This is a genomic window from Vibrio sp. J1-1 (genome assembly GCF_021728395.1).
GTDB lineage: Bacteria > Pseudomonadota > Gammaproteobacteria > Enterobacterales > Vibrionaceae > Vibrio.
In genome coordinates, this window is record NZ_JAKKCM010000005.1 from 288488 (window position 1) to 314753 (window position 26266).

General features: G+C 47.7%; 26 protein-coding genes. 7 read left to right on the top strand and 19 right to left on the bottom strand.

What is annotated here, in order from left to right; all coding sequences use genetic code 11:
* The 11 genes from L3V31_RS10670 to L3V31_RS10720 are packed head-to-tail and all read right to left on the bottom strand — an operon-like array spanning nucleotide 1 to nucleotide 9019.
* Complete coding sequence (locus tag L3V31_RS10670; RefSeq protein ID WP_237316033.1) at nucleotides 1-471, bottom strand: TadE/TadG family type IV pilus assembly protein; 471 nt, start codon at nucleotides 469-471, stop codon at nucleotides 1-3.
* Entirely contained in the window at nucleotides 468-1238 is a 771-nt protein-coding gene (locus L3V31_RS10675; RefSeq protein WP_237316034.1) for a tetratricopeptide repeat protein, read from the bottom strand. Before L3V31_RS10675 ends, L3V31_RS10670 begins: the two co-directional genes overlap by 4 nt.
* Nucleotides 1235-2155 carry a type II secretion system F family protein gene (locus tag L3V31_RS10680; protein WP_237316035.1) on the bottom strand — a complete coding sequence of 307 codons (921 nt, stop codon included), beginning with the start codon at nucleotides 2153-2155 and terminating at the stop codon, nucleotides 1235-1237. The genes L3V31_RS10675 and L3V31_RS10680 overlap by 4 nt, the downstream gene beginning before the upstream one ends.
* Nucleotides 2156-2158: 3 nt before the next feature.
* A complete protein-coding gene (locus tag L3V31_RS10685) occupies nucleotides 2159-3076 on the bottom strand; it encodes a type II secretion system F family protein (RefSeq protein WP_237316036.1) in 918 nt (305 codons plus the stop codon).
* The gene (locus L3V31_RS10690) at nucleotides 3055-4356 is read right to left on the bottom strand and encodes a CpaF family protein (RefSeq protein WP_237316037.1); all 1302 of its coding nucleotides are present in this window, start codon (nucleotides 4354-4356) and stop codon (nucleotides 3055-3057) included. Before L3V31_RS10690 ends, L3V31_RS10685 begins: the two co-directional genes overlap by 22 nt.
* Nucleotides 4357-4360: 4 nt before the next feature.
* The gene (locus L3V31_RS10695; protein ID WP_237316039.1) at nucleotides 4361-5488 is read right to left on the bottom strand and encodes an AAA family ATPase; all 1128 of its coding nucleotides are present in this window, start codon (nucleotides 5486-5488) and stop codon (nucleotides 4361-4363) included.
* A 3-nt stretch (nucleotides 5489-5491) separates the two neighbouring features.
* The gene (locus tag L3V31_RS10700) at nucleotides 5492-6049 is read right to left on the bottom strand and encodes a pilus assembly protein FlpD (protein WP_237316040.1); all 558 of its coding nucleotides are present in this window, start codon (nucleotides 6047-6049) and stop codon (nucleotides 5492-5494) included.
* 8 nt (nucleotides 6050-6057) lie between these two features.
* Complete coding sequence (locus tag L3V31_RS10705; protein ID WP_237316042.1) at nucleotides 6058-7482, bottom strand: type II and III secretion system protein family protein; 1425 nt, start codon at nucleotides 7480-7482, stop codon at nucleotides 6058-6060.
* A 3-nt stretch (nucleotides 7483-7485) separates the two neighbouring features.
* Nucleotides 7486-8376: a Flp pilus assembly protein CpaB gene (cpaB, locus tag L3V31_RS10710; RefSeq protein WP_237316043.1), complete on the bottom strand. Its 891-nt coding sequence runs from the start codon at nucleotides 8374-8376 to the stop codon at nucleotides 7486-7488.
* A 12-nt stretch (nucleotides 8377-8388) separates the two neighbouring features.
* Complete coding sequence (locus tag L3V31_RS10715) at nucleotides 8389-8829, bottom strand: prepilin peptidase (protein ID WP_237316044.1); 441 nt, start codon at nucleotides 8827-8829, stop codon at nucleotides 8389-8391.
* Nucleotides 8819-9019, bottom strand: a complete 201-nt coding sequence (locus L3V31_RS10720; protein ID WP_053411030.1) for a Flp family type IVb pilin — start codon at nucleotides 9017-9019, stop codon at nucleotides 8819-8821. Before L3V31_RS10720 ends, L3V31_RS10715 begins: the two co-directional genes overlap by 11 nt.
* A 269-nt stretch (nucleotides 9020-9288) precedes the next feature.
* On the opposite strand from L3V31_RS10720, the gene L3V31_RS10725 reads away from it, so the two are divergent.
* Together L3V31_RS10725 and L3V31_RS10730 are read left to right on the top strand one after the other, a co-directional pair.
* Entirely contained in the window at nucleotides 9289-12831 is a 3543-nt protein-coding gene (locus L3V31_RS10725) for a DUF1566 domain-containing protein (RefSeq protein WP_237316046.1), read from the top strand.
* 13 nt (nucleotides 12832-12844) lie between these two features.
* Nucleotides 12845-13555, top strand: a complete 711-nt coding sequence (locus L3V31_RS10730) for a hypothetical protein (protein ID WP_237316047.1) — start codon at nucleotides 12845-12847, stop codon at nucleotides 13553-13555.
* Nucleotides 13556-13624: 69 nt separating this feature from the next.
* Here L3V31_RS10730 and L3V31_RS10735 read toward each other — a convergent pair whose 3' ends face one another.
* From L3V31_RS10735 to ftnA, 3 genes are all read right to left on the bottom strand, one after another.
* Complete coding sequence (locus tag L3V31_RS10735) at nucleotides 13625-14818, bottom strand: NAD(P)/FAD-dependent oxidoreductase (RefSeq protein ID WP_237316049.1); 1194 nt, start codon at nucleotides 14816-14818, stop codon at nucleotides 13625-13627.
* Nucleotides 14819-14975: 157 nt separating this feature from the next.
* Complete coding sequence (uspB, locus tag L3V31_RS10740; RefSeq protein WP_014230473.1) at nucleotides 14976-15299, bottom strand: universal stress protein UspB; 324 nt, start codon at nucleotides 15297-15299, stop codon at nucleotides 14976-14978.
* Nucleotides 15300-15389: 90 nt separating this feature from the next.
* Nucleotides 15390-15917: a non-heme ferritin gene (ftnA, locus tag L3V31_RS10745; protein WP_014230472.1), complete on the bottom strand. Its 528-nt coding sequence runs from the start codon at nucleotides 15915-15917 to the stop codon at nucleotides 15390-15392.
* Between the two features lie 225 nt (nucleotides 15918-16142).
* Between ftnA and uspA the strand changes: the two genes are divergently transcribed.
* A complete protein-coding gene (gene uspA / locus L3V31_RS10750; protein WP_237316050.1) occupies nucleotides 16143-16568 on the top strand; it encodes a universal stress protein UspA in 426 nt (141 codons plus the stop codon).
* Nucleotides 16569-16632: 64 nt separating this feature from the next.
* Entirely contained in the window at nucleotides 16633-17511 is an 879-nt protein-coding gene (locus L3V31_RS10755) for a carboxylate/amino acid/amine transporter (protein WP_237316052.1), read from the top strand.
* A 57-nt stretch (nucleotides 17512-17568) separates the two neighbouring features.
* Here the strand turns inward: L3V31_RS10755 and L3V31_RS10760 are convergent, their stop codons facing one another.
* Nucleotides 17569-18138: a hypothetical protein gene (locus L3V31_RS10760; protein WP_237316053.1), complete on the bottom strand. Its 570-nt coding sequence runs from the start codon at nucleotides 18136-18138 to the stop codon at nucleotides 17569-17571.
* 183 nt (nucleotides 18139-18321) lie between these two features.
* Nucleotides 18322-19101, bottom strand: a complete 780-nt coding sequence (locus L3V31_RS10765; RefSeq protein WP_237316055.1) for a class I SAM-dependent methyltransferase — start codon at nucleotides 19099-19101, stop codon at nucleotides 18322-18324.
* Nucleotides 19102-19222: 121 nt separating this feature from the next.
* Here L3V31_RS10765 and asnC point away from each other — a divergent pair, with 121 nt between their 5' ends.
* A complete protein-coding gene (gene asnC, locus L3V31_RS10770) occupies nucleotides 19223-19687 on the top strand; it encodes a transcriptional regulator AsnC (protein ID WP_237316057.1) in 465 nt (154 codons plus the stop codon).
* Nucleotides 19688-19764: 77 nt separating this feature from the next.
* On the opposite strand, the gene prlC is transcribed toward asnC, so the two are convergent.
* Nucleotides 19765-21807 carry an oligopeptidase A gene (prlC, locus tag L3V31_RS10775; protein ID WP_237316058.1) on the bottom strand — a complete coding sequence of 681 codons (2043 nt, stop codon included), beginning with the start codon at nucleotides 21805-21807 and terminating at the stop codon, nucleotides 19765-19767.
* Nucleotides 21808-22218: 411 nt separating this feature from the next.
* Here prlC and L3V31_RS10780 point away from each other — a divergent pair, with 411 nt between their 5' ends.
* Both L3V31_RS10780 and gorA read left to right on the top strand, forming a co-directional pair.
* Entirely contained in the window at nucleotides 22219-23058 is an 840-nt protein-coding gene (locus L3V31_RS10780) for a 23S rRNA (adenine(2030)-N(6))-methyltransferase RlmJ (RefSeq protein WP_237316059.1), read from the top strand.
* Between the two features lie 261 nt (nucleotides 23059-23319).
* Nucleotides 23320-24675: a glutathione-disulfide reductase gene (gene gorA, locus L3V31_RS10785; protein WP_237316060.1), complete on the top strand. Its 1356-nt coding sequence runs from the start codon at nucleotides 23320-23322 to the stop codon at nucleotides 24673-24675.
* 66 nt (nucleotides 24676-24741) lie between these two features.
* Here gorA and hutX read toward each other — a convergent pair whose 3' ends face one another.
* Together hutX and L3V31_RS10795 are read right to left on the bottom strand one after the other, a co-directional pair.
* Nucleotides 24742-25266, bottom strand: a complete 525-nt coding sequence (gene hutX, locus L3V31_RS10790) for a heme utilization cystosolic carrier protein HutX (protein WP_237316061.1) — start codon at nucleotides 25264-25266, stop codon at nucleotides 24742-24744.
* Nucleotides 25267-25643: 377 nt separating this feature from the next.
* A complete protein-coding gene (locus L3V31_RS10795; RefSeq protein ID WP_237316062.1) occupies nucleotides 25644-26258 on the bottom strand; it encodes a bifunctional 4-hydroxy-2-oxoglutarate aldolase/2-dehydro-3-deoxy-phosphogluconate aldolase in 615 nt (204 codons plus the stop codon).
* Nucleotides 26259-26266 lie beyond the last annotated feature (8 nt).

Genomic DNA, 26266 nt, shown 5'->3' on the forward strand with positions numbered 1-26266 from the left:
TTAATCGAACGGTAAATCCTTAGAAGCGATCAATGTGCTGGTAAACACCAGCGGCTCTGGATACAAGGTAGCCAGCGGACTGAATTCCATTTTGGTAGATAACGTCGCAGTGACACGAAACACCGGATCTCTCGGACGAAAAACCGTGCTCTTATCTTCCTCTTGTTGCTTGACGTTGAGCAGTTCTTCAAGCGACTCAAAGAGGATGATGTCTACGCTCACGTTGTCGATAAAACCGTAGCTCTTATCGTCAATCATGCGTTTAACGACCGTCGAATTAAGCGGTTTTTTACGCCAATCTTCGGCCAATAAAACCCGTAGCGAGCTGCGCATTGCGTGTTCGAGCAAGCTGTATTGCAAGTGAACACGCGTAATATCAAAAAAGGCCAGTAACACCGCCAGTACTGCTGGAAACAACAACGCGGTTTCTAAGCTGATCACGCCACGCTGACGAGAGCGACCCGGATTCATTGTGCGTTCCGAATCGCAGTCAGACGAGAGGCTAAGATCGACATATCTCGTTCGACTTCACTCGCAGGTAAATGACGCGCAAGCAACGCTCGAGCCTCGTCTTCGTTGCCTTCTGCCAGTAATAGCAGCGCGAAATTCAGCTCAACCTGTTGGGGTAGTTGTTTATATGCCAATAACGGAGAAAACGTTGTACGCGCTTTCTCGACCTGATTGTCATGCAAATAACTGATCGCTAGATTGGAGCGAAAATGTGGGTTGTCCGGTGAAAGCAAAATAGCTTGCTGCAATGCCGTTCGAGCTCGCTGGGCGTCACCATCCAGCAAAGCGATGCCCAAACCATTATGCAGTTGCGCCTCGATCTGCGTGTCGCTTGCTTTGGGTAGTCCGACCTTGTAAACCTCGGTGGCTTCGGTTACACGACCGTTACTCAACAAATAGCGGCCAAGGTACATACACGCCTGCGCCGAAATAGATTCTGGATGCGCACAGACGTAACGCAGTTTTGCCATCGCGGTTTCTTTCTTGTCCTGACGGTACTGGCTACGAGCCAACATCATTTGGTATTTGAGATTGTCTGGCGACAGTTCAAGCAACTTCAGATACTGCTGCTCCGCCTTGCCATACTGACCATAGTTAAACGCGGCTTCGGCAAGGGCTTGGGTATTGTCTTCGGTTTGCTTTTTCACTTTGCCCGCTGTCGCACAGCCGAATAGCAAAGGACTGAGACAGACCAACAACAGCCATTTGATAGGGTTTGTCGTCATCATTTTAAGCTCTCCAACAACAGGTTCATGGTCGGTGCAACGATCAGCACCATCAGTGGCAACATAATGAAAGCCATTTGGATCAGCGTAATGCGTCCCGGCAGCTTACCGGCCTGCTCCTGCAACGCCATTTTGCGCAACTGTCTGGCATCCGCGCTGATGGTGCGCATGGTTTCTGCCAACGGAGAACCATATCGCTCGGCCATCGCTAGCGTACTGGCGAGACGTTCGAGCTCTTTCAGCCCGGTGCGCCACGCAAGCTTTTTCAGGCACTGGGCAGATTCTCCGCGGACCTGAATCTCAGCGTGGGTACGCAATAACTGCCGCGCCAACATCGGCTCAACATCAAGCAAGTACAGACCAACTTTCTCCAGTGAGCGCTCCAGTGACAACCCAGCTTCAACACTGATCACCATCAGGTCGATTGCATCGGGTACAACGTGCTGCTGCTTTTGTTGCGCCTGATTGGCTTGGCGACGCAACCAGTATTCGGGCAAATTGGAGCCGAGCACATAACCGATTAACGTCATCATTAGGGTATACGCATCGAACAGCTCACCAGATACCGCCTGCCAAATCAGAGCGGCACTGGCGCTAAACAAGCCGAGAAACAGCTTGGCGCCACGCACCGTATTTAACGCGGTAGACGAAGCAATGCCCGCGTGTTCCAACATTTGTTGTAGGCGCTGTTTCTCTTTATCAGAAGTGGGGTACAACACACCCAACCCAGCAAAAAAAGAAGACGAGGAACCCTCCACTCTTGCGGTATCATCACTAAGATTTAAATAGCGCTCACATTGCGCTTGCCAACGACTTTGAGATTGCTGGGACAAAAACAGCCACAACAACACAGACATAAACACCACACCAGCGACCAACAGAGCGGCAAGTGAGGTTGACGAGACGAACCATTGCACCATGAGTTATCCCTTTAACTGAGTCATACGACGGATCAGGTACAATCCACCCAAAATACTGCCGACGACATACGCCATGACGATTTGCCCACCGTTCGAGGTCATCAGAAATTCAAAATGCTCGCGACCGGTAGTAAACAGCACCAGACACACCAAAACTGGTAGTGCGGCGAGCACTTTGGCGGAGCTGCGTGACTCGGACGTAATGCTCTGAATACTGGCGTTGAGCTCAGCGCGCGATCTCAATGTATGCCCTAACCGCTCCAACACTCCGGTTAAACGGCCACCCGTTTCCTGCTGCAAGCTGAGTACAATGGTTAGAAAGCGAAACTCTGCGATCGGCATACGCTGCGCGGCATTCTTCATCACTTCATCCAGCGTTTGGCCGACTTTCAGCTCATCATGCATGCTGTCAAACAAACGAGCGGTCACGCCCTGATGTTGTTGCGCCATCTCATGAAATACATCCGCCATCGGCGCGCCAACACGCAACGCTCGGATTAAGCCATCAATGACATCGGGTAGTTCGTCGCGAAACTGGTCTTTGGCCTTCTGCTGCAACTGTTGATACGCAAACCACACCACCAGCAACGCTGTACTTAGGCTGAGCGGCAATGCCACATACCAGTCCATACCGTTAAAACAAAGTACCGTTGGTGCCAATAACAAGGACGCCGCCAAACCGAACTGCCATTGCCTTAACTTGGCTGGACTAACGAAAGTTTGCAGGTTTTGATACCAAAGCCAGTGACACCAGAACGGTTGACGTTGGTCGGCCTCAATATCCAAATTCAACAAGGTGTAGCGCTTAAGCTGACGTTGCCAATGCTCCTGACGTTGGATGGCTTGCCAGATCAGCCCGCCCGCCACCAACCAGAAGGCAATCAAGACAAACATTAACTTCACTGCAATTTCTCCACACACTGGCGCAATGCGTCTTCTTTGGCAAAATGTGCCGCCTTGTCCAGCAAAGCCTCTGACACCGACTGAGCGGTAAATCGGCCGTAGATATGCTGTTGTTCTGCACGGATCAGTTCAAAACGGAACACCGGACTGAGTTCAATTTGTTCGCCGTTCATCCCCACCACTTCACTGATGGCGGTAATCCGACGACGACCGTCGCGCATCCGCTCAAGCTGCACCACGAGGTCAATTGCGCTGACGATCTGGCTACGAATAATATGGTCGGACAAACGCTCTCCGCCCATTTGCAGCATATTGGTTAAGCGCACGATCGCATCTTGTGGATTGTTGGCGTGCAAGGTACACAAGGAGCCGTCGTGACCAGTGTTCATCGCTTGCAACATATCGAATGCTTCTGCGCCACGAACCTCACCCAGTACGATTCTATCCGGACGCATACGCAGTGCGTTTTTGACCAGATCGCGTACCGTCACTTCTCCGTTACCTTCCGTACTGGCATTGCGGGTCTCAAGCGGTACCCAATGTGGCTGCGCCAAGGACAGTTCGGCGGCATCTTCGATGGTCAGAATACGTTCGTCTTCACTGATGTGCCGACTCAGCGCATTCAGCAAGGTCGTTTTACCCGAACCTGTACCACCGGAGATTAAGATATTGCAGCGACAGTAGGTCGCCAATGCGAGAAATTCCGCCATTTGCTCTGACAGGCTGTCGTTGTTAACCAGATTCGACAACATCAACTTGCTGGCGGGGAATTTACGGATCGAGATGCAGGTCCCGTGCAGCGCTAAAGGCGGCGCGATCACGTTGACGCGGCTGCCGTCTTTTAGGCGCGCATCCACCATCGGGTTGGATTCATCGACCCGGCGACCAATCGCATTCACGATCCGCTGGGCAACGTTGAGTACATGTTTGGCATCGCGAAAACGGATATCGGTTTTTTCTAGCTTGCCGCGTCGTTCGACGTAGATTGTTTTAGGGCCATTGACCAAGATATCGGACACATCTGGGTCCTCGAGCAAGGGTTGAATCGGGCCGATACCGACCATTTCATCGACCAGTTGTAAGCCTAAAACCGCCAGCTCCTGACGGTTATAGGGCAGCATTTTCCGTCCAGAAATGACATTGAGGGCGTCTTTGACACGCGGCAGCAGTTCATCACGGGACAAACTCGCGGCAATCGATGGGTCGACTAGTTCGTAAAACGCACTTTTGGCGTCATCGGTCATCGAAAGCAGTTCGTGGCTGCGGCTCTTGTGGGTTAACACATCTTGCTTAAACATCGACTTACCCTTTCTGCTCCGCCGAAGCGGCACCCAGCACTTGGCCTAATTGATGGATTTTTTTGCTGAATTTTGAACGCTCTGCCAACAGTGGCTTGCCTGTTCTTTCCGCTTTATCAAACGCTTTAGCGTCAAACGGCAGCTCAACGCTCAATTCCAACCCCAGCGCTTTGGTAATTTCTTGCTTAGGCACTCGACCTTTGGCATGACGGCACAAGTTGCCGACTAAGATTTGTCGCTGGTGTTTCAGCGGCGCATTGGCTCGCAGCTTGGCCAGATAACGGAAACTGTTCAGGCTGTAATCGGTGACGAATATACAGTTGTCTGCCTGCTCGACGATCGCGGGCATCGCCGGGTGGTTAAGGTTTGGCACATCCACAATCACCGTTGCGTAGTGCTCCGCCAGAGCCTGAATGGTCTCCGCAGGTTGCAGTACGTTATCGTGTGGCAACTGGCTGTCCTGACCGTAAAACAGATGAAGACGCTTGGTGAGTTGCTGGCTGCTGTGTGCAAGCAAGGTTTCGTCGATACGCTCAGCGTCGGCAATGATGTGTTCCAAATGGGGGTCGTAATCGGCGCCCAATAGGATCGGGTGTTGGCTGTGGAACAGGTCAAAATCAACCAAGGCGACAAACTGATGTTGTTTCTCGGCTAAAAAGTAACCCAAGTTCGCCGCAATGGTGCTCGCGCCGCATCCACCAGTACTGCCAAGCACGCAAATCACGCGTCCCTGACGCAATGGCTTGGCAACTTGGTGTCCTTGAAGGTGCAGTAAGCTCAATCGAATCGCATCGGCATCTAACGGCGTGGTGTGGTAGTCGTTCACACCCGCAAACATTAGGCTACGGTATAACGCAACTTCTTGTTTTTTACCCAATACAATCAGCTTCATCTGCGGCGGGCAATACTCCGCCAGTTTACGCAGCGCTGCTTCCAGTCCCAGACAGTCACCGCCGTCAACGATGAGTAAGTCAGGCGCACCCTGTTTGACACACCAAAGCCTGGCTGCTTCAATATCACCTTTGTTGACCTGAATGTCTTGCGTGGTCAAGTCACCTTTTAGGTGCTCAAGCACTTGTTGGCTATGGTTATCGAGAACAAACGCGACAACATTAAATACTCTTTCAGTCACGACTTACTCTCCTGTCACCGGCTGTCTTTCTGCCGATTTAAGCTGATTATTGAACAAGCGTTGTACCGCCCCGGTCGTCAGGGCGCTGTTATGCTCTTGATACTCTTCCCCGTGGCGCCATGTCGATTTGTTAACCACACTCAGGTAGTGATTACGCAGCTGCTGGCAAGCATGCGCCGAAACAGGTAACGCCTGGCGGTTGTAACGACAGGTATCTGGCACGAGCGCCACCTCAAGCTCAGCAGAGATCTGATTCTGCTTATCCGACTGATAAGTCATCTGCACTGGCAAATGAAGATATTCGGTCAACTGAGTGCGCAGTTTTTGTCGTGTCTGCAGATCCAAATTACCGCCTTGTAACGAGAGGTGAATGTGTCCCTGCTCTTCACGTTTATTCACTGGGCTCAGGATGTTTTTCAGGTCTAACTCTATTTGGGCTACAGTGGTCTTAAATGAGGTTTTATCCTGAAAGGTTGCATGCGTGACTGTTTCGTACGGACGCTGACAACCAACCACCAATAAAAGCGGCAATGTGCTCAAAGCTAATTTCGCGAATTTCATCATCATCCTTAATAGTTGTATCCATAGTTACCAAATAAACGCTGACTGGCGTCGTGGTCATCACCCATATCACGTAAGAACAAACGCTCGAATCGATTGGCAGGACGGAAGCGATCTAGCGGCGTAGTTAGTTCGCTCGGATCGCTGGTTGGCTCAACTAAGTGAGCAGTCGCGATGATGACTAACTCACTTTCCGAGTTCTTAAAGCTGTTGCTACTGAAAAGTGGTGCAAGGAAAGGAATTTCGCCAAGAAATGGCAGCGCTTCGATTTTATGGTCTTGATAGGTTCTCACCAGACCTGCCAACGCAAAGCTCTGGCCATCGGCCAACTCAATCGTTGTGGTGGCGCGGCGGCTTTCAATACCTGGAACTTCGACACCAGCAATAGAGACGCTGTGCTCGCGACTTAACGTAGAGACTTCCGGCGCAACGGTGAGACTGATCTGTTTGTTACTCAGCACAGTTGGAGTCAACTCCAAAGAAATACCAAAGCGCTTAAACTCGATACTCACACCGTCGTCACTGTTGTCGACAGGGAAAGGAAACTCGCCACCAGACATAAAGGTTGCTGCTTCACCCGATTTTGCCGTCAAGTTAGGTTCTGCCAACACGTTGACCAAACTGTCTTCAACCAAGGCATCAATGATGACATTTAAGCCATGCTGACCGTTTCCCGACGGCAATGTATTGGAAGGAAATTTATTGCCCGGAGTAACACCCAATGCCGCTTGCAGCGTGTCCCATGTCCCCCAACGCATATTGCCGATCGAGCTCCAGCGCAGGCCGAGTTGTTCGCTGGTCGAGCGTTCCATTTCAACAATACGCACAGAAATATTCACTTGGGCACTGCCTGCCGTTTTAAGCTGGTTAACCACCAATGGGTAGACGCCCATGCCACCGCCCGGCTTGGCCATACCTTCACCGCGGCCGCCGCTACTAGCACTTTCGCTCGTTGGCGCAGCTAAAGTTTGTTCGTCTCCCTCTTGTAGTCCTTTAGCAAACCCCGACGCTATGCTAAGGATCTCGTGCGCCTGAAGTGCATTGGCCACTTCACCCATCGCGACGATAGCCCCTTTACTATGAGCAAACGTCACTTGGGCATCGGGAAACGCGTGTTGCACCGCTCGCTCCAGCTCAGACAGGTCGGCGGCAACCACTATTTTGTAGTGCGCCAGTGTTCGGGCATTGTCTCCGAGCACTAGGATGTCGGTTTCACCCAGCGCTTTACCAGACACCATTACGTGACGGTTAGAAGGCGCGTGAACCACCACCAAATTGGGGTCAGAAACAAAAATATCTTTCACATCATCGTTGACCGTGATCAGACGGTTTTGGTTGATAGTGAGATTCAGCGTATGACTTGCTGCTACCGCCCACGGCGAGACAGACAAAGCAAGCGATACGTACAGTATAAAATTTCGAAGCAAGGACATGATTTATCTCGTTGTGCTCTTTTCTTGGGTGCGGATATCTTCGCCACTGAAAATACGAATGGTGTGCTGAGGTTTACGATCCGGGTGATGGTTATCCGATAACTCTTCATCCCAAAGTGTGGCCATGGTTGACGTCGTCAATGACCGTTCGTCCTGCTGATAGCCGCGAAGGATCAGAGATAAATCCCCCAACGTCTTGGCTAACAACAAACGTTGCGCCCCTTCTGGAGTGACCTCAAAAGTGACCGGTAAGGTCTCCCCCGATCCCATCGACACGTCGCTGTCATTTTGGTGTTTTGGGCCGCTGACAATATCTGTCAGGATATTGTTGATCGCGAGCAAACGCGTGTTTTCGAGAATCACGCTGGTGGCGCGTTTGGTGACCTCTCCAAAGCCTTTCTCTGATGCATGCTCATTTTTGCTGGTTAAGATGACATCAACGTAATTGCCCGGCCTTAGCAAGTCATAGTTCATCCCTGCTAAGCTCATCTCCAGCGTGACCGCTCGCATGCCAGGCGAAAGCATCGCGGACATGTATTGACTCTGCTCTGGGCGGATAATGTCTGAGACGGCAAGCGATTGATTGGCTGCCAAGCTACGGGTTAGCAAGCTGCCTTTCAGTACATCGGGTTTGATAAAGCCTTCAAGAAACACGTCGTTAAGTTGCGTGTTGCTATCGGATGGCATTGGTGCCCAACGGAAATCTTCTGCTTTCAGTAATGCACCCGCTTGGATGGCGTATTTCGCGACTAAGATTTTTGGTACAACTGCTTTTTCTTTCACCGCCATTTCGGCTGGCTTATCTGTTTGGGGTGAGGCTGTACTCAACCATGCCACCACCAGCATTGCGACCAAGGTCGCTCCTCCGAGTAGCACAAAAATTAACTTTTTCATGATGGGTATAAACTACATATAGTGAATAGTGGTGGTTGCTGCAATACATATAGCGACCGCATAAGGCACGGTGGTTTGCGGTTTTGCCACAATCACTCCCCTTAGCGCGAAGTAGTTAAACAGCAAATACGCGGCGCTTAATACTCCGCCTAACAAAGCCGTTTTTAATAACAACCAATACCATTGTTCCAAAGAGGCGTAGGCGCATACTGCCAATAACTTACTGTCTCCAGCCCCCAGCCAACGGTAGTGGAAAGCCACCACCCCAAAGACCACTATCGTGATTCCGACTAAAAGTGAGTGAAGAGAAAAAGGCGTGACAGTGGCGCAAACGATTAATAACAAGAGCAAAAATATATTGGGGACTTTACGCTGATAAACATCACTCAAAGCAATAACAAGCAACAAGACTACCGTAATAATTTGCAACAAAAAATAATAATTACTCGCCACCCGACCCCATGTTCATACCATCAATGATCGTTTGAAACTTTTCCTTTAAAGCACTGATAAACAAGCCATCAGAACCAAATATCGCAAGTATCCCAGCCGCTAGCCCAGCAGCGAGAATGCCATATTCAATCGCCGTTGCCCCTTCTTCATCGTGCATGTAACGTTCAATTAGTGACAAAAAACCATTCATACGATCAATTCCTTTATAAAAAATCATTCAATTTTCTTTTGATGTGAGAATTATTATCAATACCGTTGTAAAAATCAATATCATTTATATAATAAATGCCAATTTATCGATAAAACATAGATTCATAGATCGTATAAATTAATTAATTTAGCATTAACCTCTTTATCTTCGCGAAATAACGGACGATTTTACGGTTCAACCAATAAGCACACTGTTGCACTAATTGCGTTATTTCTTGTTTGCTTTGATTTTCGTATAAAGGAATATTCATGCTCTTTAGACAGCTTGTTTTGTCTGCAACAATCGCTCTGGCGATCAGCGGCTGTAGTGACCAACCACCGGGCTCAGATCCAACTAAACCCAATGTGGATAACGGTTCTGGTGGCAATACCACCTCGGATTCAGATGCCAATCCAGGCACTCCTACTCAGCCAGACAGCGGTAGCAATGTCACACCACCAACCCTACCTACCAACCGGTCAAATCTGACTATTTCAGGGCCTGTCGTGGGCAGCCAGGAAACCGATACGTACGCATTTCAAGTCTGCTCTGGTCAGGTTTGCGAGAAGTGGCACAGTACGATGGAGGAAGGAGGGTTTGCATACAAATTTCAGTTGTCGCAATGGCCACTGGACCAAATCGTAACCGTAGAAGGCAGCAAGTTGACGGCAGTTTCTGCCAACGCAGATTCTGCCTCTAACAAAACGAATGTGGATGACAAGTCAACGTCGTATTTCAGAACCGAATTGGACACCCTGGCCAATATCCTAAAGATGGATAGTAATGATGACGGAGCCGTTAATGAGACAGAAGTCTCGACAATATCGCTCGATCCCGTGACCATGGCGTTCAACACCGTTGCGAAACACCTGCTTCAGGAAGAGTTAAGCCACTACAGCAACCTGCCTTATGCTGAACGATATGCAGAGGTACGCCACTACCTTTCAGAAAACAGCAAAACGAGCTTGATAGAGTTGAATGACGAGCAAAAGCAGAGTTTAGGTGATCATATAAATACGCTACGAGATGAAAGTTACAATCGGAGGTATTATGGCTCTTATACATTGCAGCTGACACCTAAGCAGTGGGAGTCAGTCGGTGGTCACCCTGATGTGCCAAAGGATACACAGGTTGTCACGCTCAATACCGCGCAAATGAAGACGTTACACATCCGCGACAACGATCGAGAAGCCACCAACAAACAAGTTACTCTTAGTACTGCGCAGACATATTCTATACAAGGCAAGCTCGTCTATAACCAGCAACTTGTACTTGAACTCGCCGCTCTGTACGCACTGATGAGCAAACAAGATCCCATAAAACTCACCCTAAGCTCTTGGGAAAGGCAAGAAGTTGACGAGCAGATTGATGCATTAAACCCAGGTTCCGGAGAGGCGACCATCTTTGAGGGCACGTATCGTGTTTCAGTCAATGCGCGCATTCAACAACAACTTGGCGTATTTGATAGGGCTGATGGCAAAACGAGTACATTACATTTTAGTGCCGATGTTATGCGCGAAGTGTACAAAAATTCATTGGAGGACAAAGCAGCTAACTACGTGTTCATCGTTGGGCCAATGCAGTGGCCGACAGGCGATCACTCCATACCAGACGTCGGCGCACGTATCCTCTCTGAGCTCAGCACCCAACCTTCTCGCTCCCTGTTACAGCACTATGAAGATCAATTCGGCCAAGTTGTGGGTTACCAAGAACTTGAAAACAGCCTTCCTGTAGAACTACAGAAACATTACCACCACCAGCACCAAGTTAATAAGCTGCTCCATGCAAACCATAAACACCCTCTGAAGCCAGCTATATTAGCTTTAGCACCAGAACGTTACTTGCGTATCAGTGGTCGCTTTCCTAAGGAGCTGGAGCAAGCATCATTGAAAGTCGTGCTTGGCAGTCGTCTTAATCCTGAAAAGGACGGATATTTTGACAATGGTCGCTATCCTGTCCGTCACCAACCACTCAGTCTCATCACCGACACTGACCATAGACGGAACTCTTTAGATCTGAGCGGGAACAATGGTTTTGTTACCACGATTGCACTACGTGATACTGATAATTTTTACTCTCGTTGCCGCCCTGGACGACCATATGAAGGTAAGTATAAGTACGAGTATACCGCAGACGAAATGCAGGACACGCTGACCATCCATATTCGCGACCAGAAAACAAAAGTAGAGTTACGTTCTGTTTTGGGTTCGTTTTGTGAACTTGCCAAACTGGATGAGCAAGAAGGTAACAACAACGGGATTCTGGAATATAAGGAACTGGAGCGTTTAAACGTCGGTTACGTCAGCACCGCAAGAGCCGCGCTACTGATGAAAAGCTCTGCATCTAAGTACGGCAACATCAACTACTTGGCACCATGGAAGCATGAGCAACTAATCGAAACATTTCAACAAATGCCTCGTAAGCAAGTCGAGTTTTTAGCTGCATTTATCGCGTTGCAGGCGAAAGGTAGGCTATTCAACTCTACGATTGATTTGATTGAGCGCGGCAACTTATATGATGACTTACTGGCACTACTCAAAATTGACATGTCAGGCAAATACGGCTCCATCACCGACAACAACACTTACCCAGATGTCGAAACATTGCAAGAACGACTGTCATCAACTTATCGAATAGGTCAGGTGTTGCTCGAAAACCTAGACATCAATGTCTCTCACATCACCCAAAACATGCTCTCGCTGTTAAGTGATTCAGAAGTCGACGACTATTACTTTCCACACGGTACTCGCCCTGGTCGCTGGGTTACTGTCTACCCTAACAACTTATTGGACATGACTTGCCAAAATGTGATGCAAGACGATCAGTTGTTAGGATTGCGCATCGAAGGGAAAGGGAAAAACTCAAACGGACATTGGGTCACTATTGGTTGGGATTCACAGTTAGGTGCCAGTGGCTATACCCTTGGTTGGGATGAACAAAGCTTTAACCAAATTAGCGAAGCTCAGCATAACATTCCGACCAACAAGCAGAGAACGACCATTTCAGGGCTTAACCTAGATTCACGATATTACATTCGTGTACAAAGCAACATTGGAGCTCCAAGCGCAGTCATAGAGTATTCACCACGCCAAATTCATGTTGCCGACTCTAGGATAACCACTGGCGTTGACGGCGATGACAGTTCTCGCGGTAGAGACAGTACTTCTGCTTGCGACCCACTCAGCGGTAAGGCACAAAACAGCAACCATGACGGAATCTTAGGCGCTCGATACGTCAAACTAGATAACAAGGGCCAACCGTTAGTTCGTCAAGATCTTACTTATACTCAGCGCGCGTTCACATGTGTGCTCGATGCACAAACAGGGCTCATTTGGGAAACCAAACACCAACGCAAAGAAAAAGATTCTTATAGCATCTATGACAACGATAATATGTTTGTGATGCAAGCTAAAGAAGGCGTTGACTCATTTAGCGCAACATGCACCATTCCAGGGCTAAATATCGTCTCCACTAACCCTGCACAATGCACGGTAGCTAACCAAATCAAATGGGTCAATAACGATAAACGCTGTGGTCTAACTAACTGGCGACTACCAACGTTAACTGAAGCTTACGGTCTATTCGACTTCGGTAAAAGCAGAGCCAATAATATTGACAACCGATTCTTCCCACACCTCAACTTTCCAAGAGTTGATGGTGATACCTTCCACGGTTTTTGGCTGGATACACAAAGCCTAGATCAACAACAACACAGAGCCTTAAGTCCGATTTGGTTGGACGCTCAATACCACTCTGATCACTCATACAACCCGTTGGTTCTAGTCAGTGATGGATTCAAGATCGAACAGTAAGAAGGAATCGAATGTGAAATATTTAAGTTTAGGCTTAGTGTTTGCTATGGCTAGCCCATGTATGGCCGATACGCTGCAGGTTTGCCTTCCTGATGCCGAGTTAAATCCACAGGGTCGCTTTAGCCATGAAATAATTAACACCGATGCAGGTGATTACAAAGTCGTCAATGATGCGGCAACAGGTTTACAGTGGAGCTACTGTTTTGTTGGTCAAACCCTTAGTGCCGATCAGCAAAATTGCGACGGTATTCCCCTGGTGCCTGAAAACCCGACGCCAGACGATCCTCAAAACCCTAACCAACGCAAACTATTAACTGAAGCGGTAGAGGCGGAAAACCATCGTATCGATACGGTGAACCACTCATGGCATTTACCGAATACTAAGCAGTTACTCAGTATCTATAATGAAGCGTGTTTCCCCGCTTATTACCCCGCTTTTAGCTACAAAATTGGCTTAACAGAAGATGAAATCAACACATTAGCTGACACTGAACGAGATTGGACGGGAGACAAGAGTGAGCAAAGTACCATTGATACTTTTATTGCATATCGTCAAGGAAATGCATACCGCAGTCTAATTGTTATGACAGACTCAGCGCTACCTCGTTATGCTGAATACTATTACAGCATATTGTTTAAACATATTGAAACACCACTTACTACTGCTGGTGTCGGGGCAAAGAAACACGGTATGTTACGACTGGTGAGAAAGAAGCCGCTCTAAATTAACATCTGCAAACCGTCGTCTTGAGTGGAAGACGACGGTTAGCACAGTTCTAAAATGTCCGTAGCGCTAGACCCACTGCCCTGCAACGAAACCGGAGCTCCAGCACCACTGGAAGTTATAGCCGCCTAACCAACCCGTCACGTCCATGACTTCGCCGATGAAGTACAAGCCTGTGATGTTTTTGCACTCCATCGTTTTAGAAGATAGATAGTCAGTATCCACACCACCTAGTGTCACTTCAGCCGTGCGGTAACCCTCTGTACCGTTAGGCGCAACATTCCAGTTTTCTAAATGCGCGACAATCTCAGCCAGTTCTTTGGAATTAAATTGCTTAAGCGGTTTATCGGTTAACTCTTTACGTTCAATCAACACTTCCACCAAGCGTTTTGGCAGTACTTTCGCTAGCGTATTCTTTAGTGATTGATTTGGGTGCTTCTCGCGGCTACGCTCCAGCAGAACAGCAACATCATCATTAGGCACCAGATTAATCGAAACCTTTTGCCCTGCTCGCCAAAATGAAGAGATCTGCAAAACAGAAGGACCTGACAAGCCTCGATGAGTGAAAAGCAGAGCTTCTTTGAACATGGTTCCGTCTTCAGCCGTGATTTCTACTGGCACAGCAATACCAGACAGATCAGCAAAATCCTCTTTGTCTTCTTTGTGCAGGGTAAATGGCACCAAGCCTGCGGTGGTTGAGATAACAGGAAGTCCGAATTGCTGTGCGACCTTATAGCCAAACGGCGTCGCACCCAGTTTTGGCATTGATAGACCACCAGTGGCAATAACCAATGATTTACACTCAACCACTTCCGTGCCTGCATGCAGTCGGAATCCAGCGTCCAGTTTTTCGATAGAGTGAACGTCGCATTGATAGCGCTGCTGAATATTCGGCATATCACACTCCGAAAGTAACATTTTTACGATGTCTTTCGCCGTGAATGTATCCACACAGAACAGCTGCCCATGGTCACGCTCTTCAAACTCGATACCGTGCTTGCTGACCATAGCGATGAAATCCCAATTGGTGTATTGAGACAATGCCGATTTTACGAAATGAGGGTTTTGGCATAGGTAGTTATTTGCCGACACGTCATAGTTCGTGAAGTTACAACGGCCACCGCCAGAAATAAGAATTTTACGCCCAGGTTTTTTCGCATGGTCGAGCACTAATACACTGCGGCCTCGCTTACCGGCTTCTGCAGCACACATCAAACCCGCAGCACCTGCGCCAATAACTACTACATCAAATTTCTTACTCATCGGTAACTCTTAGGCTCTATCCAAAATCCAAAACAATAAAAAAAGGATGTGCTCAATGCACATCCTTGCTTTGTTCGGGCGACATTCTACCGAGAAATGTTTACCGGGAAAAGCGCTTAAATTCCAAGCACCGAACGAAGGCCTTCACGTATCCGATTTATAGGATAAAAGCCGCAAGCAGCGTCACACCAAGTAAAGCTGTTGAAAGGACAAACAACTCTCTCACACGCTCACACTTGCTCGTAAATACCTCATCATGGTGATGATGGTATTCTTTACTCTTGATGTAGTGGAACAAACGCACTTGTTTAGTGACATTTCCATGAGTCGTAAAAAAACCATTACCATCCACTTGCTGGTACAACAGCGGATGGGCTTCACGCATAATGTGTATTAAAGAACGAAGAGTGGTCAGATACCGGACCATATTGACTCCGGTTACTACCATTAGCGCAAATAAGATTGTGTCTCCACTGATCATCTTTTCCTCCCTACACCTTCAACAATGCTCAAGAGAAAAAGACAATCACTGCTTTGTCTTTTAATCGCTACTTATCGCGCCGGGAACGCTTTATGCAGCTGGAGCATCCATGATTGAAGATGAACCTTCTTTCGCCATTTGAGCTAGATCTTTATCGATGAAGAACAATGCCTTACCATCTTCACCAACGAGTTCGATCTTATCTAAGATCCCTTTAAACAACTTCTCTTCTTCGTGCTGTTCAGCTACGTACCACTGTAGGAAGTTAAATGTTGAGTAGTCTTGGCTTGTAAATGCCACATGCGCCAACTTATTGATTTGCTCTGTGATCATTTGTTCATGTTCATAAGTCTCACGGAACACATCACCCAAGCTTGCAAAATCATGCTTAGGCGCATCAATCGCGCCCAGAATTGGCATTGAGCCGGTTTCACTTACATAGGTGAATAGGCGTTGCATGTGCTCCATCTCTTCTACCGCGTGCTTGCGTAGAAATTCAGCAGCGCCTTCAAAACCTTTATCTTCACACCAAGCACTCATTTGTAAGTATAGATTGGATGAGAAAAATTCTAGATTAATTTGCTCATTCAATTGTTCGACCATAGTTTGAGACAGCATGTCAGCTCCTGTTTATATTCCTGCATTTCATACAACTATAACATGATTAGCAGATTAAGACTTTGTACCTACAATATTGATATGGGATCACTTTAGCAAAATTTATTGGAGGTTAGTGCTAATCTGAAACTATACCCAAGTGACTTCAAGATGCAGAAGTAAAAGACTAAGCAATAGGTCAGTTCGAGGTTGCTTGGGTATATGACCTTACAAGGAGATAGCAATATGAGTTACAAACACATACTTGTGGCAGTTGACCTGTCAGACGACAGTAAAGTGTTAATTAAGAAAGCCGTTTCTCTGGCTAAACCTCTGGATGCGAAAGTCTCTTTCATTCACATCGATGTGAACTATGCCGAGCTCTACACCGGGCTTATCGATATCAACATGGCTGAAGCACAACACCAAGCCATGGAAGCCTCGCGTACTCAATTAGCGAATTTCACGGAATACGCCGAGTACCCGATCACCCATACTTTAGTCGGCAGTGGTGATTTAAGTAATGAGCTTTGCGATACCATCCAGGACTTCAACATTGATTTGGTTGTTTGTGGTCATCACCAGGATTTCTGGAGCAAGATTCTATCTGCGACACGCCAGCTAATTAATCGGTCACCCGTCGATATGCTGGTCATACCGCTAAAAGACTGATTGGCGCTTTGAAAAAACTTGGTTAGACTGCTGGCACATTTGTTATTGATAAAAGTTCTCATCCATGGCTTATCTATCTGCAGTCACCCTGCTTTGGGCATTTTCATTTAGCCTGATCGGCGTATATCTTGCCGGTCAGGTTGATTCTTGGTTTTCGGTATTTATGCGTGTGGCGCTCGCCAGCATCGTATTTATTCCGTTTCTGAAATTCCGTGGCGTACCTAAATCGCTGATCGCCAAATTGATGATCGTTGGCGGCTTCCAGCTCGGTTTGATGTACTGCTTCTACTATCAGTCCTTCCTACTCCTTTCTGTACCAGAAGTTCTGCTGTTCACGGTATTCACACCTATCTACGTTACGCTGATTTACGATTTGCTCAAAAGTCGCTTTTCGCCTTGGTATTTGATCACGGCATTGATTGCTGTTTTGGGAGCGGCATGGATTAAGTTTGCAGGCATCAACGAAAACTTCCTACTGGGCTTTTTGGTCGTCCAAGGCGCTAACCTATGCTTTGCCATCGGTCAGGTGGGTTACAAGTACATTATGGAAAGTGAGCCAGTCGACCTACCACAGCATACTGTATTTGGTTATTTCTACTTGGGAGCTCTGTGCGTCGCAACAGTCGCATTTGCATTGATGGGAAATGTAGACAAGCTACCAACCACCGCTACCCAGTGGGGCATTTTGACCTACCTTGGCTTGATTGCATCTGGCTTTGGTTACTTTGCATGGAACAAAGGCGCTACTCTAGTGAATGCCGGTGCGCTTGCTGTAATGAATAATGCGCTGGTTCCAGCAGGCTTGATTGTCAACATTGTAATTTGGAACCGAGATGTCGACATTGTGCGACTGGCCGTTGGCGGTGCTATTATCATGTTCTCACTGTGGGTGAACGAGACTTGGGTGAAAAAGCGCGTTGAGATGAATTACGCAAATAAGTAACTTACGACAGACCATAAAAAACGCTCTCCACATGGAGAGCGTTTTTTATTGATTCGATTAATGCACTTTGGCCTGCAAGCTTTCACTCATGAGCGCTTGTGGCGTTGGCAACATCACTTCCAACTTGGCATTGCGTGCCTCTAACTTACGTTGGCGTTTGAGCAATTTTTGCTGCTTCTTGGCTAATTTAAGTAGCTTCTTCTGTTGCTTGTAATGCTTTTTAAGCGTCTTTTTGGCTTTCTTGAGCGCTTTTTTATCTGCTAAGTCAAATAGGTCTGGCGCTTTCAGAGTGACCGAAGTTGCCACTTTAGCAGCCAGTTTTTTCTCTTTTACTCTTTCGACCACACGTTTAACAATCGCCGCTTTTTCTGCGCTTTGCTTTGGAGTTACCGCAATAGATTCTGCTGGAAGCGCTTCAGCCAGCAGACCACAGGCTTGCTGCTCGTGAAGTGGCTTATCTTGGCATGCTTGCGGCGGAATAGCCGCTGGCTTACACAAGGTATTTTTAGAAGCAGAAGAGCGCGCGCACGAGCGACAGACAAATTTTGGTGCTACCACCAACCGGTGGATATCACCAAGATTGGTCGCGATCTGTTTGCGATTCATTTTACATAAACGTTTAGCCATACGACGACTCCAAATAGCCAACTATTACTTCACTGACACATGAAATAATAATAATTCTTACTTAGATATACCGTCAGACTGCCGAATTAGCAAGTGGAAAATCTCGTTCGTTGTCACGAAAGAAAAGCTGGATCACAGCGCGAAAATTCGCGCTATGAACAGAAAGATTTGGGAGTCAGAAAGTTACGCCATAGACGCTTTAACATAAACGTCGAAGCGGTTCTTTTTCGTTTCTATCGCCATGCTTGGTTTTTCATCGCTAAGCCAATTGGCGTAGTCCGGACGCTTCACCACAACACGCTTGGTAGCCAATGCCATTGCGGGCTCTAGCAAGTCGTCCGCATCTAAATCAGCGCCAACCAAAGATTGGAATACGCGCATCTCTTTTTTCACTAGTGCGGATTTCTTTTTGTTTTCCGGATGTGGGTACATAGGGTCAAGGTAGACCACATCTGGCCTTACAAAATCAGTGTCTTGCGCCAGTTTTTCTAGTGCATCATGACTGGAAGCATGAATTAACGACATTCGCTCAGACACCCAGACGCCGATTTCTGGATCTTGTTTCGCACGAGCTAAGCCATCATCCAGCAAAGCGGCAACCACAGGATGGCGCTCTACCATCTGAACCTTGCAGCCCAGAGATGCCAGAACGAACGCGTCTCGACCTAAACCGGCTGTTCCATCCAGAACCGTTGGTGTTGCGCCTTTGTTTAAGCCAGCAGCTTTTGCAATTGCCTGACCTTTGCCACCACCGAATTTACGACGATGCCCGACCGCTCCACCAATCAAATCGACAAAAATCGCGCCTAACTTAGGCTCATCCACTTTACGCAACTCCAAGCGTTCGGCAGTCAGTACCAAAGCAAAGTCACTGTCATCAGAATGAGACAACTGCCAGCGAGCAGCAAGCTCATCAAGATGGGGCTGTTGAGACGGGTCTTCACAAATCAATTGCAGTTGCAAAAGGAGGCTCCAATAAAAAATCGCGGTAACTGGCGCTGAGTTTACCTCACTACTGGCTTTCTTGCAGTAACTGGGAAGCTGGTTAAAATAAACCCATAACAAAAACCATGGAACGAATCGTATGAATACGAGCATGCCGAAACTCGATGACCTCGATCGCGCAATTTTAAAAACCCTGATGGCCGATGCCAGAACGCCTTATGCGGAAATGGCAAAGCAGTTCGATGTCAGCCCCGCCACGATTCACGTGCGGATTGAAAAAATGAAATCAGCAGACATCATTGAGGGCACCGAGGTGATCGTCAACACCAAGAAGCTCGGCTACGACGTGTGTTGTTTTATCGGTATCAACCTTAATGCAGCTCGTGACTACCACTCAGCACTAGAGAAACTCAACGCGCTAGACGAAGTGGTTGAAGCTTACTACACCACAGGGGCATACAATATTTTCGTCAAACTGATGTGTAAGTCGATTGAGGAACTGCAATTTGTCCTTATCGATAAGCTACAGGCGATTGATGAAGTTCAGTCCACAGAGACGTTAATCTCGCTGCAAAACCCGATCAACCGCAACGTAAATCCTTAGTTAACATTAATATTTAAAAAAGTATTCCGCACAAAAAAGGCCAACCTAGTGGTTGGCCTGAATGTTAGTTTTTGCGTTTACGCGGCAATACCTGAGTGACGCAGCAGCGCATCAATTTGTGGCTCACGGCCACGGAAGCGTTTGAATAGCTCCATCGGCTCTTCACTGCCGCCCATCTCAAGGATGTTGTTCAGGAAGCTTTGGCCCGTGTCTTGGTTAAAGATGCCTTCTTCTTCAAAGCGTGAAAATGCATCCGAAGACAGCACTTCTGCCCACAGGTAGCTGTAGTAGCCTGCGCTGTAACCACCAGCAAAGATGTGCGCAAAACTGTGTGAGAAACGCGCCCACTCTACCGCAGGAACAACCGCAACTTTCTGCTTCACTTCCGCTAGGGTTTCCAGCAAACGAGCACCCACTTCCGGATCGTATTCTGTATGTAGCGTGAAGTCGAACAGACCGAACTCAAGCTGACGTAGAATGCCCATCGCCGACTGGAAGTTCTTCGCCGCCAGCATCTTATCCAGCATCGCTTTTGGTAGTGGTTCACCCGTTTCGTAATGACCAGAAATAAATGCCAGCGCTTCTTCTTCCCAACACCAGTTCTCCAGGAATTGGCTAGGCAACTCAACGGCATCCCAAGGCACACCGTTGATGCCAGAGACCGCACCTGTGTCCACTTGCGTCAACATATGGTGAATACCATGACCAAATTCGTGGAATAACGTCACGACTTCATTGTGAGTAAACAGTGCTGGCTTATCGCCAACCGGACGGTTGAAGTTACAAGTCAGGTAAGCGACTGGCGTTTGCAGTTCGCCAGACAGCGTAATGCGACGACCACGGCAATCATCCATCCAAGCGCCGCCACGTTTGTGTTCACGCGCGTAAAGGTCCAGGTAGAAGCTGCCACGTAGCGTGCCTTGTGCATCAAAGATATCGAAGAAGCGAACCGATTCATGCCAGCTATCCACACCTTCACGCTCTTCGACTTTCATGCCAAATACACGATTCAGCACTTCAAACAAACCGCTCACTACTTTCGACTCTGGGAAGTAAGGACGCAGCTCTTCATCTGAGATTTGGAACAGGTGCTGTTTTTGTTTCTCACTGTAGTACGGGATGTCCCACACGTTTAGCTCTTCAACACCAAACTCACTTTTCGTGAATTGGCGAAGCTCTTCCACCTCACGCTCACCTTGTGGTTTAGCACGAGTGGCCAAATCGTTCAGGAAGCCTAGCACCTGCTCTGGCGTTTCTGCCATTTTGGTTGCCAGCGACTTCTCACTAAAGGTGTTGAAACCCAACATACGTGCAACTTCGTGGCGCAGTTTCAGCTGTTCAGAAATGATTTCGGTGTTATCCCACTGGCCTGCATTTGGACCACGATCCGACGCACGAGTCACGTACGCTTCGTACACTTCTCTGCGCAGTTCCTGATTGTCACAGTAGGTCATCACAGGCAGGTAAGATGGAATATCCAGCGTGATCAGGTAGCCTTCGAGCTCTTTCGCTTCTGCCGCGGCTTTAGCGGCTGCCAATGCAGACTCCGGCATGCCTGCGAGCTCTTTTTCATCGATGATGTGCTTGGTCCAGCCCATGGTCGCATCTAGCACGTTGTTAGAGAATTTAGAGCTCAGCTCCGACATACGCTTGCTGATTTCACCGTAGCGATGCTGTTCATCCGATGGCAGGCCAATACCTGATAATTCAAAATCACGTAGCGCATCGGTAATGGTTTTTTGCTGAGCACGAGTCAGTGTAGCAAATTCGTCGCTGGCTTTGATCGCTTTGTACGCTTCGTACAGGCCTTTGTGTTGACCCACCCAAGTGCCGTATTCCGACAAGATTGGCAGACAACTTTCGTACGCTTCACGCAGAGCTTCGCTGTTTACCACTGAATTCATGTGGCTAACAGGTGACCAGATACGGCTTAAACGGTCATCCGTTTCTTCCATCGGCGCAATAATGCTGTCCCAAGTTGGATGCGTATTTTCTTTTAGCACCTCTTCAACTTTGGCGCGGCAATCCGCTATCGCCTGCTCCACCGCAGGTTTGATATGTTCTGGTTTAATTTGCGAAAACGGAGGCAGATCCGTAAACGTAAGAAGTGGATTAGACATGAATAATTCCTTTTGTGTTTTGGCTTTGTGACTACCTATAAAATAGGTCAGCTCAAGGTACAGGAAAGCCAACAACATGGATGGAGAGATATCCGTTCTCTTTCTCTATGCAGCGATAACCTCTTGGGTCAACGAGAGCGACTCTGTCCTTGAGCGTAGTTATGCCTAAATGAGGCTTACTCTATAGGAGTATCGCCTATTGGAGTTCGCACTCTCATTTAGGTTCAATATGTTTAGTAAGTATGGGTGACTTAAAGAAATTTCAATAGTGATGAAATTAATAATTGAGCAATACAGAATGGATGTTCTGCATCTTTAAGGTTGTTGGGTATAATACCTCCAACATTGCAAAATTTATTGCATCTGAAATCACAGACCACACTCAGTTACAGAGTGTTTCGAGAGTTTAATTTGTTAAGTTACCGCCACAGCTTCCACGCTGGCAACCATGCTGACGTGGTCAAACACATTGTTCAAAGCCTTATTCTTGATTCGCTAAAACAGAAAGATAAGCCATTCGTTTACCACGATACCCACTCGGGTGTGGGCCGTTACGATCTGACTCATGAGTGGTCTGAAAAAACGGGCGAATACAAACAAGGCATCGCTCGAATTTGGGATAACCCGAACATTCCTGAAGACATTAAGAGCTACATCGACTCTATCAAAGCACTGAACAATGGTGAGAACCTGCGTTACTACCCAGGTTCACCTCGCGTGGCACGTGCCCAAATCCGCCCACAAGACCGCATGGTACTAACGGAACTTCACCCTGCTGACCATCCGCTATTGGAGCAAGAATTCCATCGCGATCGTCAGGTGAGCATCTACAAAGAAGATGGCTTTCAGCGCCTCAAAGCAAGCTTACCGCCGCAAGAACGTCGTGGCTTGGTGCTGATTGACCCGCCGTATGAGCTCGCCAAAGAGTATCGCGATGTAGTACGCGCTATTCACCAGAGTCACAAGCGTTGGGCGACTGGCATCTACGCTATCTGGTATCCGGTGGTTAACCGCATCGACATTGATGACATGATCGAAGGATTGGAAGCGCTAGGTATTCGTAAGATTCTGCAAATTGAACTTGGCGTCTCTCCTGACACCAATGAGCGCGGCATGACGGCCTCGGGCATGATCGTGATTAACCCGCCATGGAAACTGGAAAACCAGATGAAAGAGATTCTGCCGTTCCTGCAAGAAGCCATTGCGCCTGCGACTGGTCACTGGAAAGTCGACTGGATTGTGCCAGAGTAAGCGACTCTACTCAAAAGCCTCTCAGCGCAACGACGACCTCGTTGCGCTTTTCTTTTCCTCCTCGCAACGCATAAATCCTCGTTTTTGTGCCTCTCATCGCTATTTGTCATAAGCATTGTCACTTTTTCCCATTTAGGTATTGGTCAGATTCGATTTATCATAGGCAGACTTCTTAACAAAATGTTGCGGCGATATTGAGTTAACATCTCATCACCCCAATGTATTTGTTAACCAGAAATTCATACGCTCTTGGAGAAAGTAATGGCGACTCATTTTGACTATATCTGTATCGGTGGCGGCAGTGGCGGCATCGCATCTGCAAACCGTGCAGCCATGTACGGCGCGAAAGTAGCGCTAATTGAAGCACAAGACCTTGGCGGCACCTGTGTCAACGTAGGTTGTGTACCAAAGAAAGTGATGTGGCATGGCGCGCAAATCGCAGAAGCAATGAACCTGTACGCGGAAGATTACGGGTTTGATGTCGACGTGAAAGGTTTCGACTGGAGCAAGCTGGTAGAGAGTCGTCAGGCGTACATTGGTCGTATTCACCAATCTTACGACCGCGTTCTTGGCAACAACAAAGTCAATGTCATCAAAGGCTTTGCTAAGTTTATTGACGAAAAAACCGTTGAAGTAAACGGTGAACACTACACCGCCGATCACATCCTGATCGCAGTCGGTGGTCGTCCAACCATTCCAAACATCCCGGGCGCAGAATACGGCATCGATTCAAACGGCTTCTTCGATCTGGCTGAGCAACCAAAACGCGTAGCGGTTGTTGGTGCAGGCTACATCGCGGTTGAAATCGCGGGCGTACTACACGCACTAGGTACAGAAACGCACCTGTTCGTACGTAAAGAGTCACCATTGCGTAGCTTCGATCCAATGATCATCGAAACGTTGGTTGAAGTGATGGACGCTGAAGGTCCAAAACTGCACACCCATTCTGTACCAAAAGAAATCATTAAAGAAGCTGATGGCACTCTGACTCTGCACCTGGAAAATGGTGAAAGCCAAAACGTTGACCAACTAATCTGGGCAATCGGCCGTCACCCAACAACAGACGCGATCAACCTGGCTTCAACTGGCGTTGCGACCAACGACAAAGGCTACATCAAGGTAGACGAATACCAAGAAACTAACGTGAAAGGCATCTACTGTGTAGGTGACATCATGGAAGGTGGTATTGAGCTAACACCAGTCGCGGTTAAAGCAGGTCGCCAGCTTTCTGAGCGTCTGTTTAACAACAAACCAAACGCGAAGATGGATTACGACCTAGTACCAACAGTGGTATTCAGCCACCCACCAATTGGCACCATCGGTCTGAGTGAACCAGAAGCGATTGCGAAGTTTGGCGAAGACAACGTGAAAGTCTACACTTCAGGCTTCACCGCAATGTACACCGCAGTCACTAAGCACCGTCAACCATGTAAGATGAAGTTAGTGTGTGCTGGCGAAGACGAGACGGTTGTTGGTCTGCACGGTATCGGCTTTACGGTTGACGAAATGATTCAAGGTTTCGGCGTAGCAATGAAGATGGGTGCAACCAAAGCAGACTTCGACTCTGTTGTCGCTATCCACCCAACGGGCTCGGAAGAGTTCGTGACCATGAGGTAGTGTAAAAGCCTTTTACAACACCTGTACCTAACATAATTATCCCCGAGCTTGCTCGGGGATAATTGTTTATAAAGCAGCGAACTGCTTTTTGAGTTGCGTAAATACTTCTACCTGATGCGGAAAAAGTTGACGCTTTTTATCTCTTCCTAAATACACTTTAAATACACAATCACCTTCTGCATTAAAGAAGCCAATATAGTGACTTTCCATGCCACGGAATGACTTACTAACTAAAGCGATATGTTCGATTAGATCCAAACGTAAATGACCATGTAATTCGCCCTCTCTGCCCATCAAGTTATAGTAACCGTGAGCTTCTTTGCCTTTAGGGAACTTAGCTTTGGTTTCAAATATTGAACCGAAGGAGTGAACAATCGTAGTAACGCTCCCCCATTCCGGTAACTGTTCTAAAATGGCTTGAGCATGTTCGCCAGCAACGCGTGTGACCATCTCTTCAGGTAGTGCAAACGTAATCGCTCCCTCATTCAAACCCAGTTGTTGAGACATACTTGATACCGGGGTTGTTGCATCTTCCAACAGTGCGGCGGCTACTTTTTGTTTTACTTCTGCTTCAGAACAAGTGGTGTACATGTTTATTCCTAATTACTTCTCGATATTCAATAACACTCAAAGGAGTAATGAATACTCAATTGATAAATTTCAATACAAAACCACCCGGCATAATAACCATCACAAATATAAACACAAATAACATTCAGTATCATTATATTTCAATTGTGGCGAACTTAAGGTGTTGATTAGTAGGAAAGAGAACATAGTAAAGCGTCGTTATGTTTGCAGATTCAGCTAATACTGTCGTGGTTTAATGATCCCGGACAGCCGCCATGGCGGAGAAAGAGAGGTTTTGAGAGTAAGAGCTTGTCGAGGAGAGGTTTGATAAAAAGGGCCACTCAAGGCCCTTTCATATTACCGATACACCAGTGAAGGAGTGATAGAAAGAAGCTCGCTTATGAATTAACTGCTCGAACTAATTCAGCAAGACCTTCCCAGTCGCCATCATCCATGAGTTTCGTTGGTACCATCCAGGTACCGCCACATGCGATAACCGACGTAAGTGCAAGATAATCTTCTACGTTAGAAGGACTTACGCCGCCTGTTGGCATAAAATTGACTGGGTAAACTGCCGTGAGAGCTTTTAGCATGCTCACGCCACCAGATGGCTCTGCGGGGAAGAACTTCAGAGTACGCAGACCCATTTCCATCGCCTGTTCAACCAAACTTGGGTTGTTCACACCCGGTACAATCGCAATATTACGCTGCTGACAGTATTTCACTGTGGTTGGGTTAAAGCCCGGGCTAACAATGAAATCCACACCTGCATCGATAGCAATATCCACTTGCTCGGTCGTCAGTACCGTACCTGCACCAATTAGCAGATCTGGATACGCTTCGCGCATAATACGAATCGATTCTGCTGCCGCTTCCGTACGGAAAGTCACTTCGGCACATGGCAGGCCATTTTCTACTAATACTTTCGCCAGTGGCAGTGCGTGAGCGACATCGTTAATCGCGATAACTGGGACGATTTTGATTTCTTTTAATCGTTGTTCAAGTGTAGTCATGGGGAACC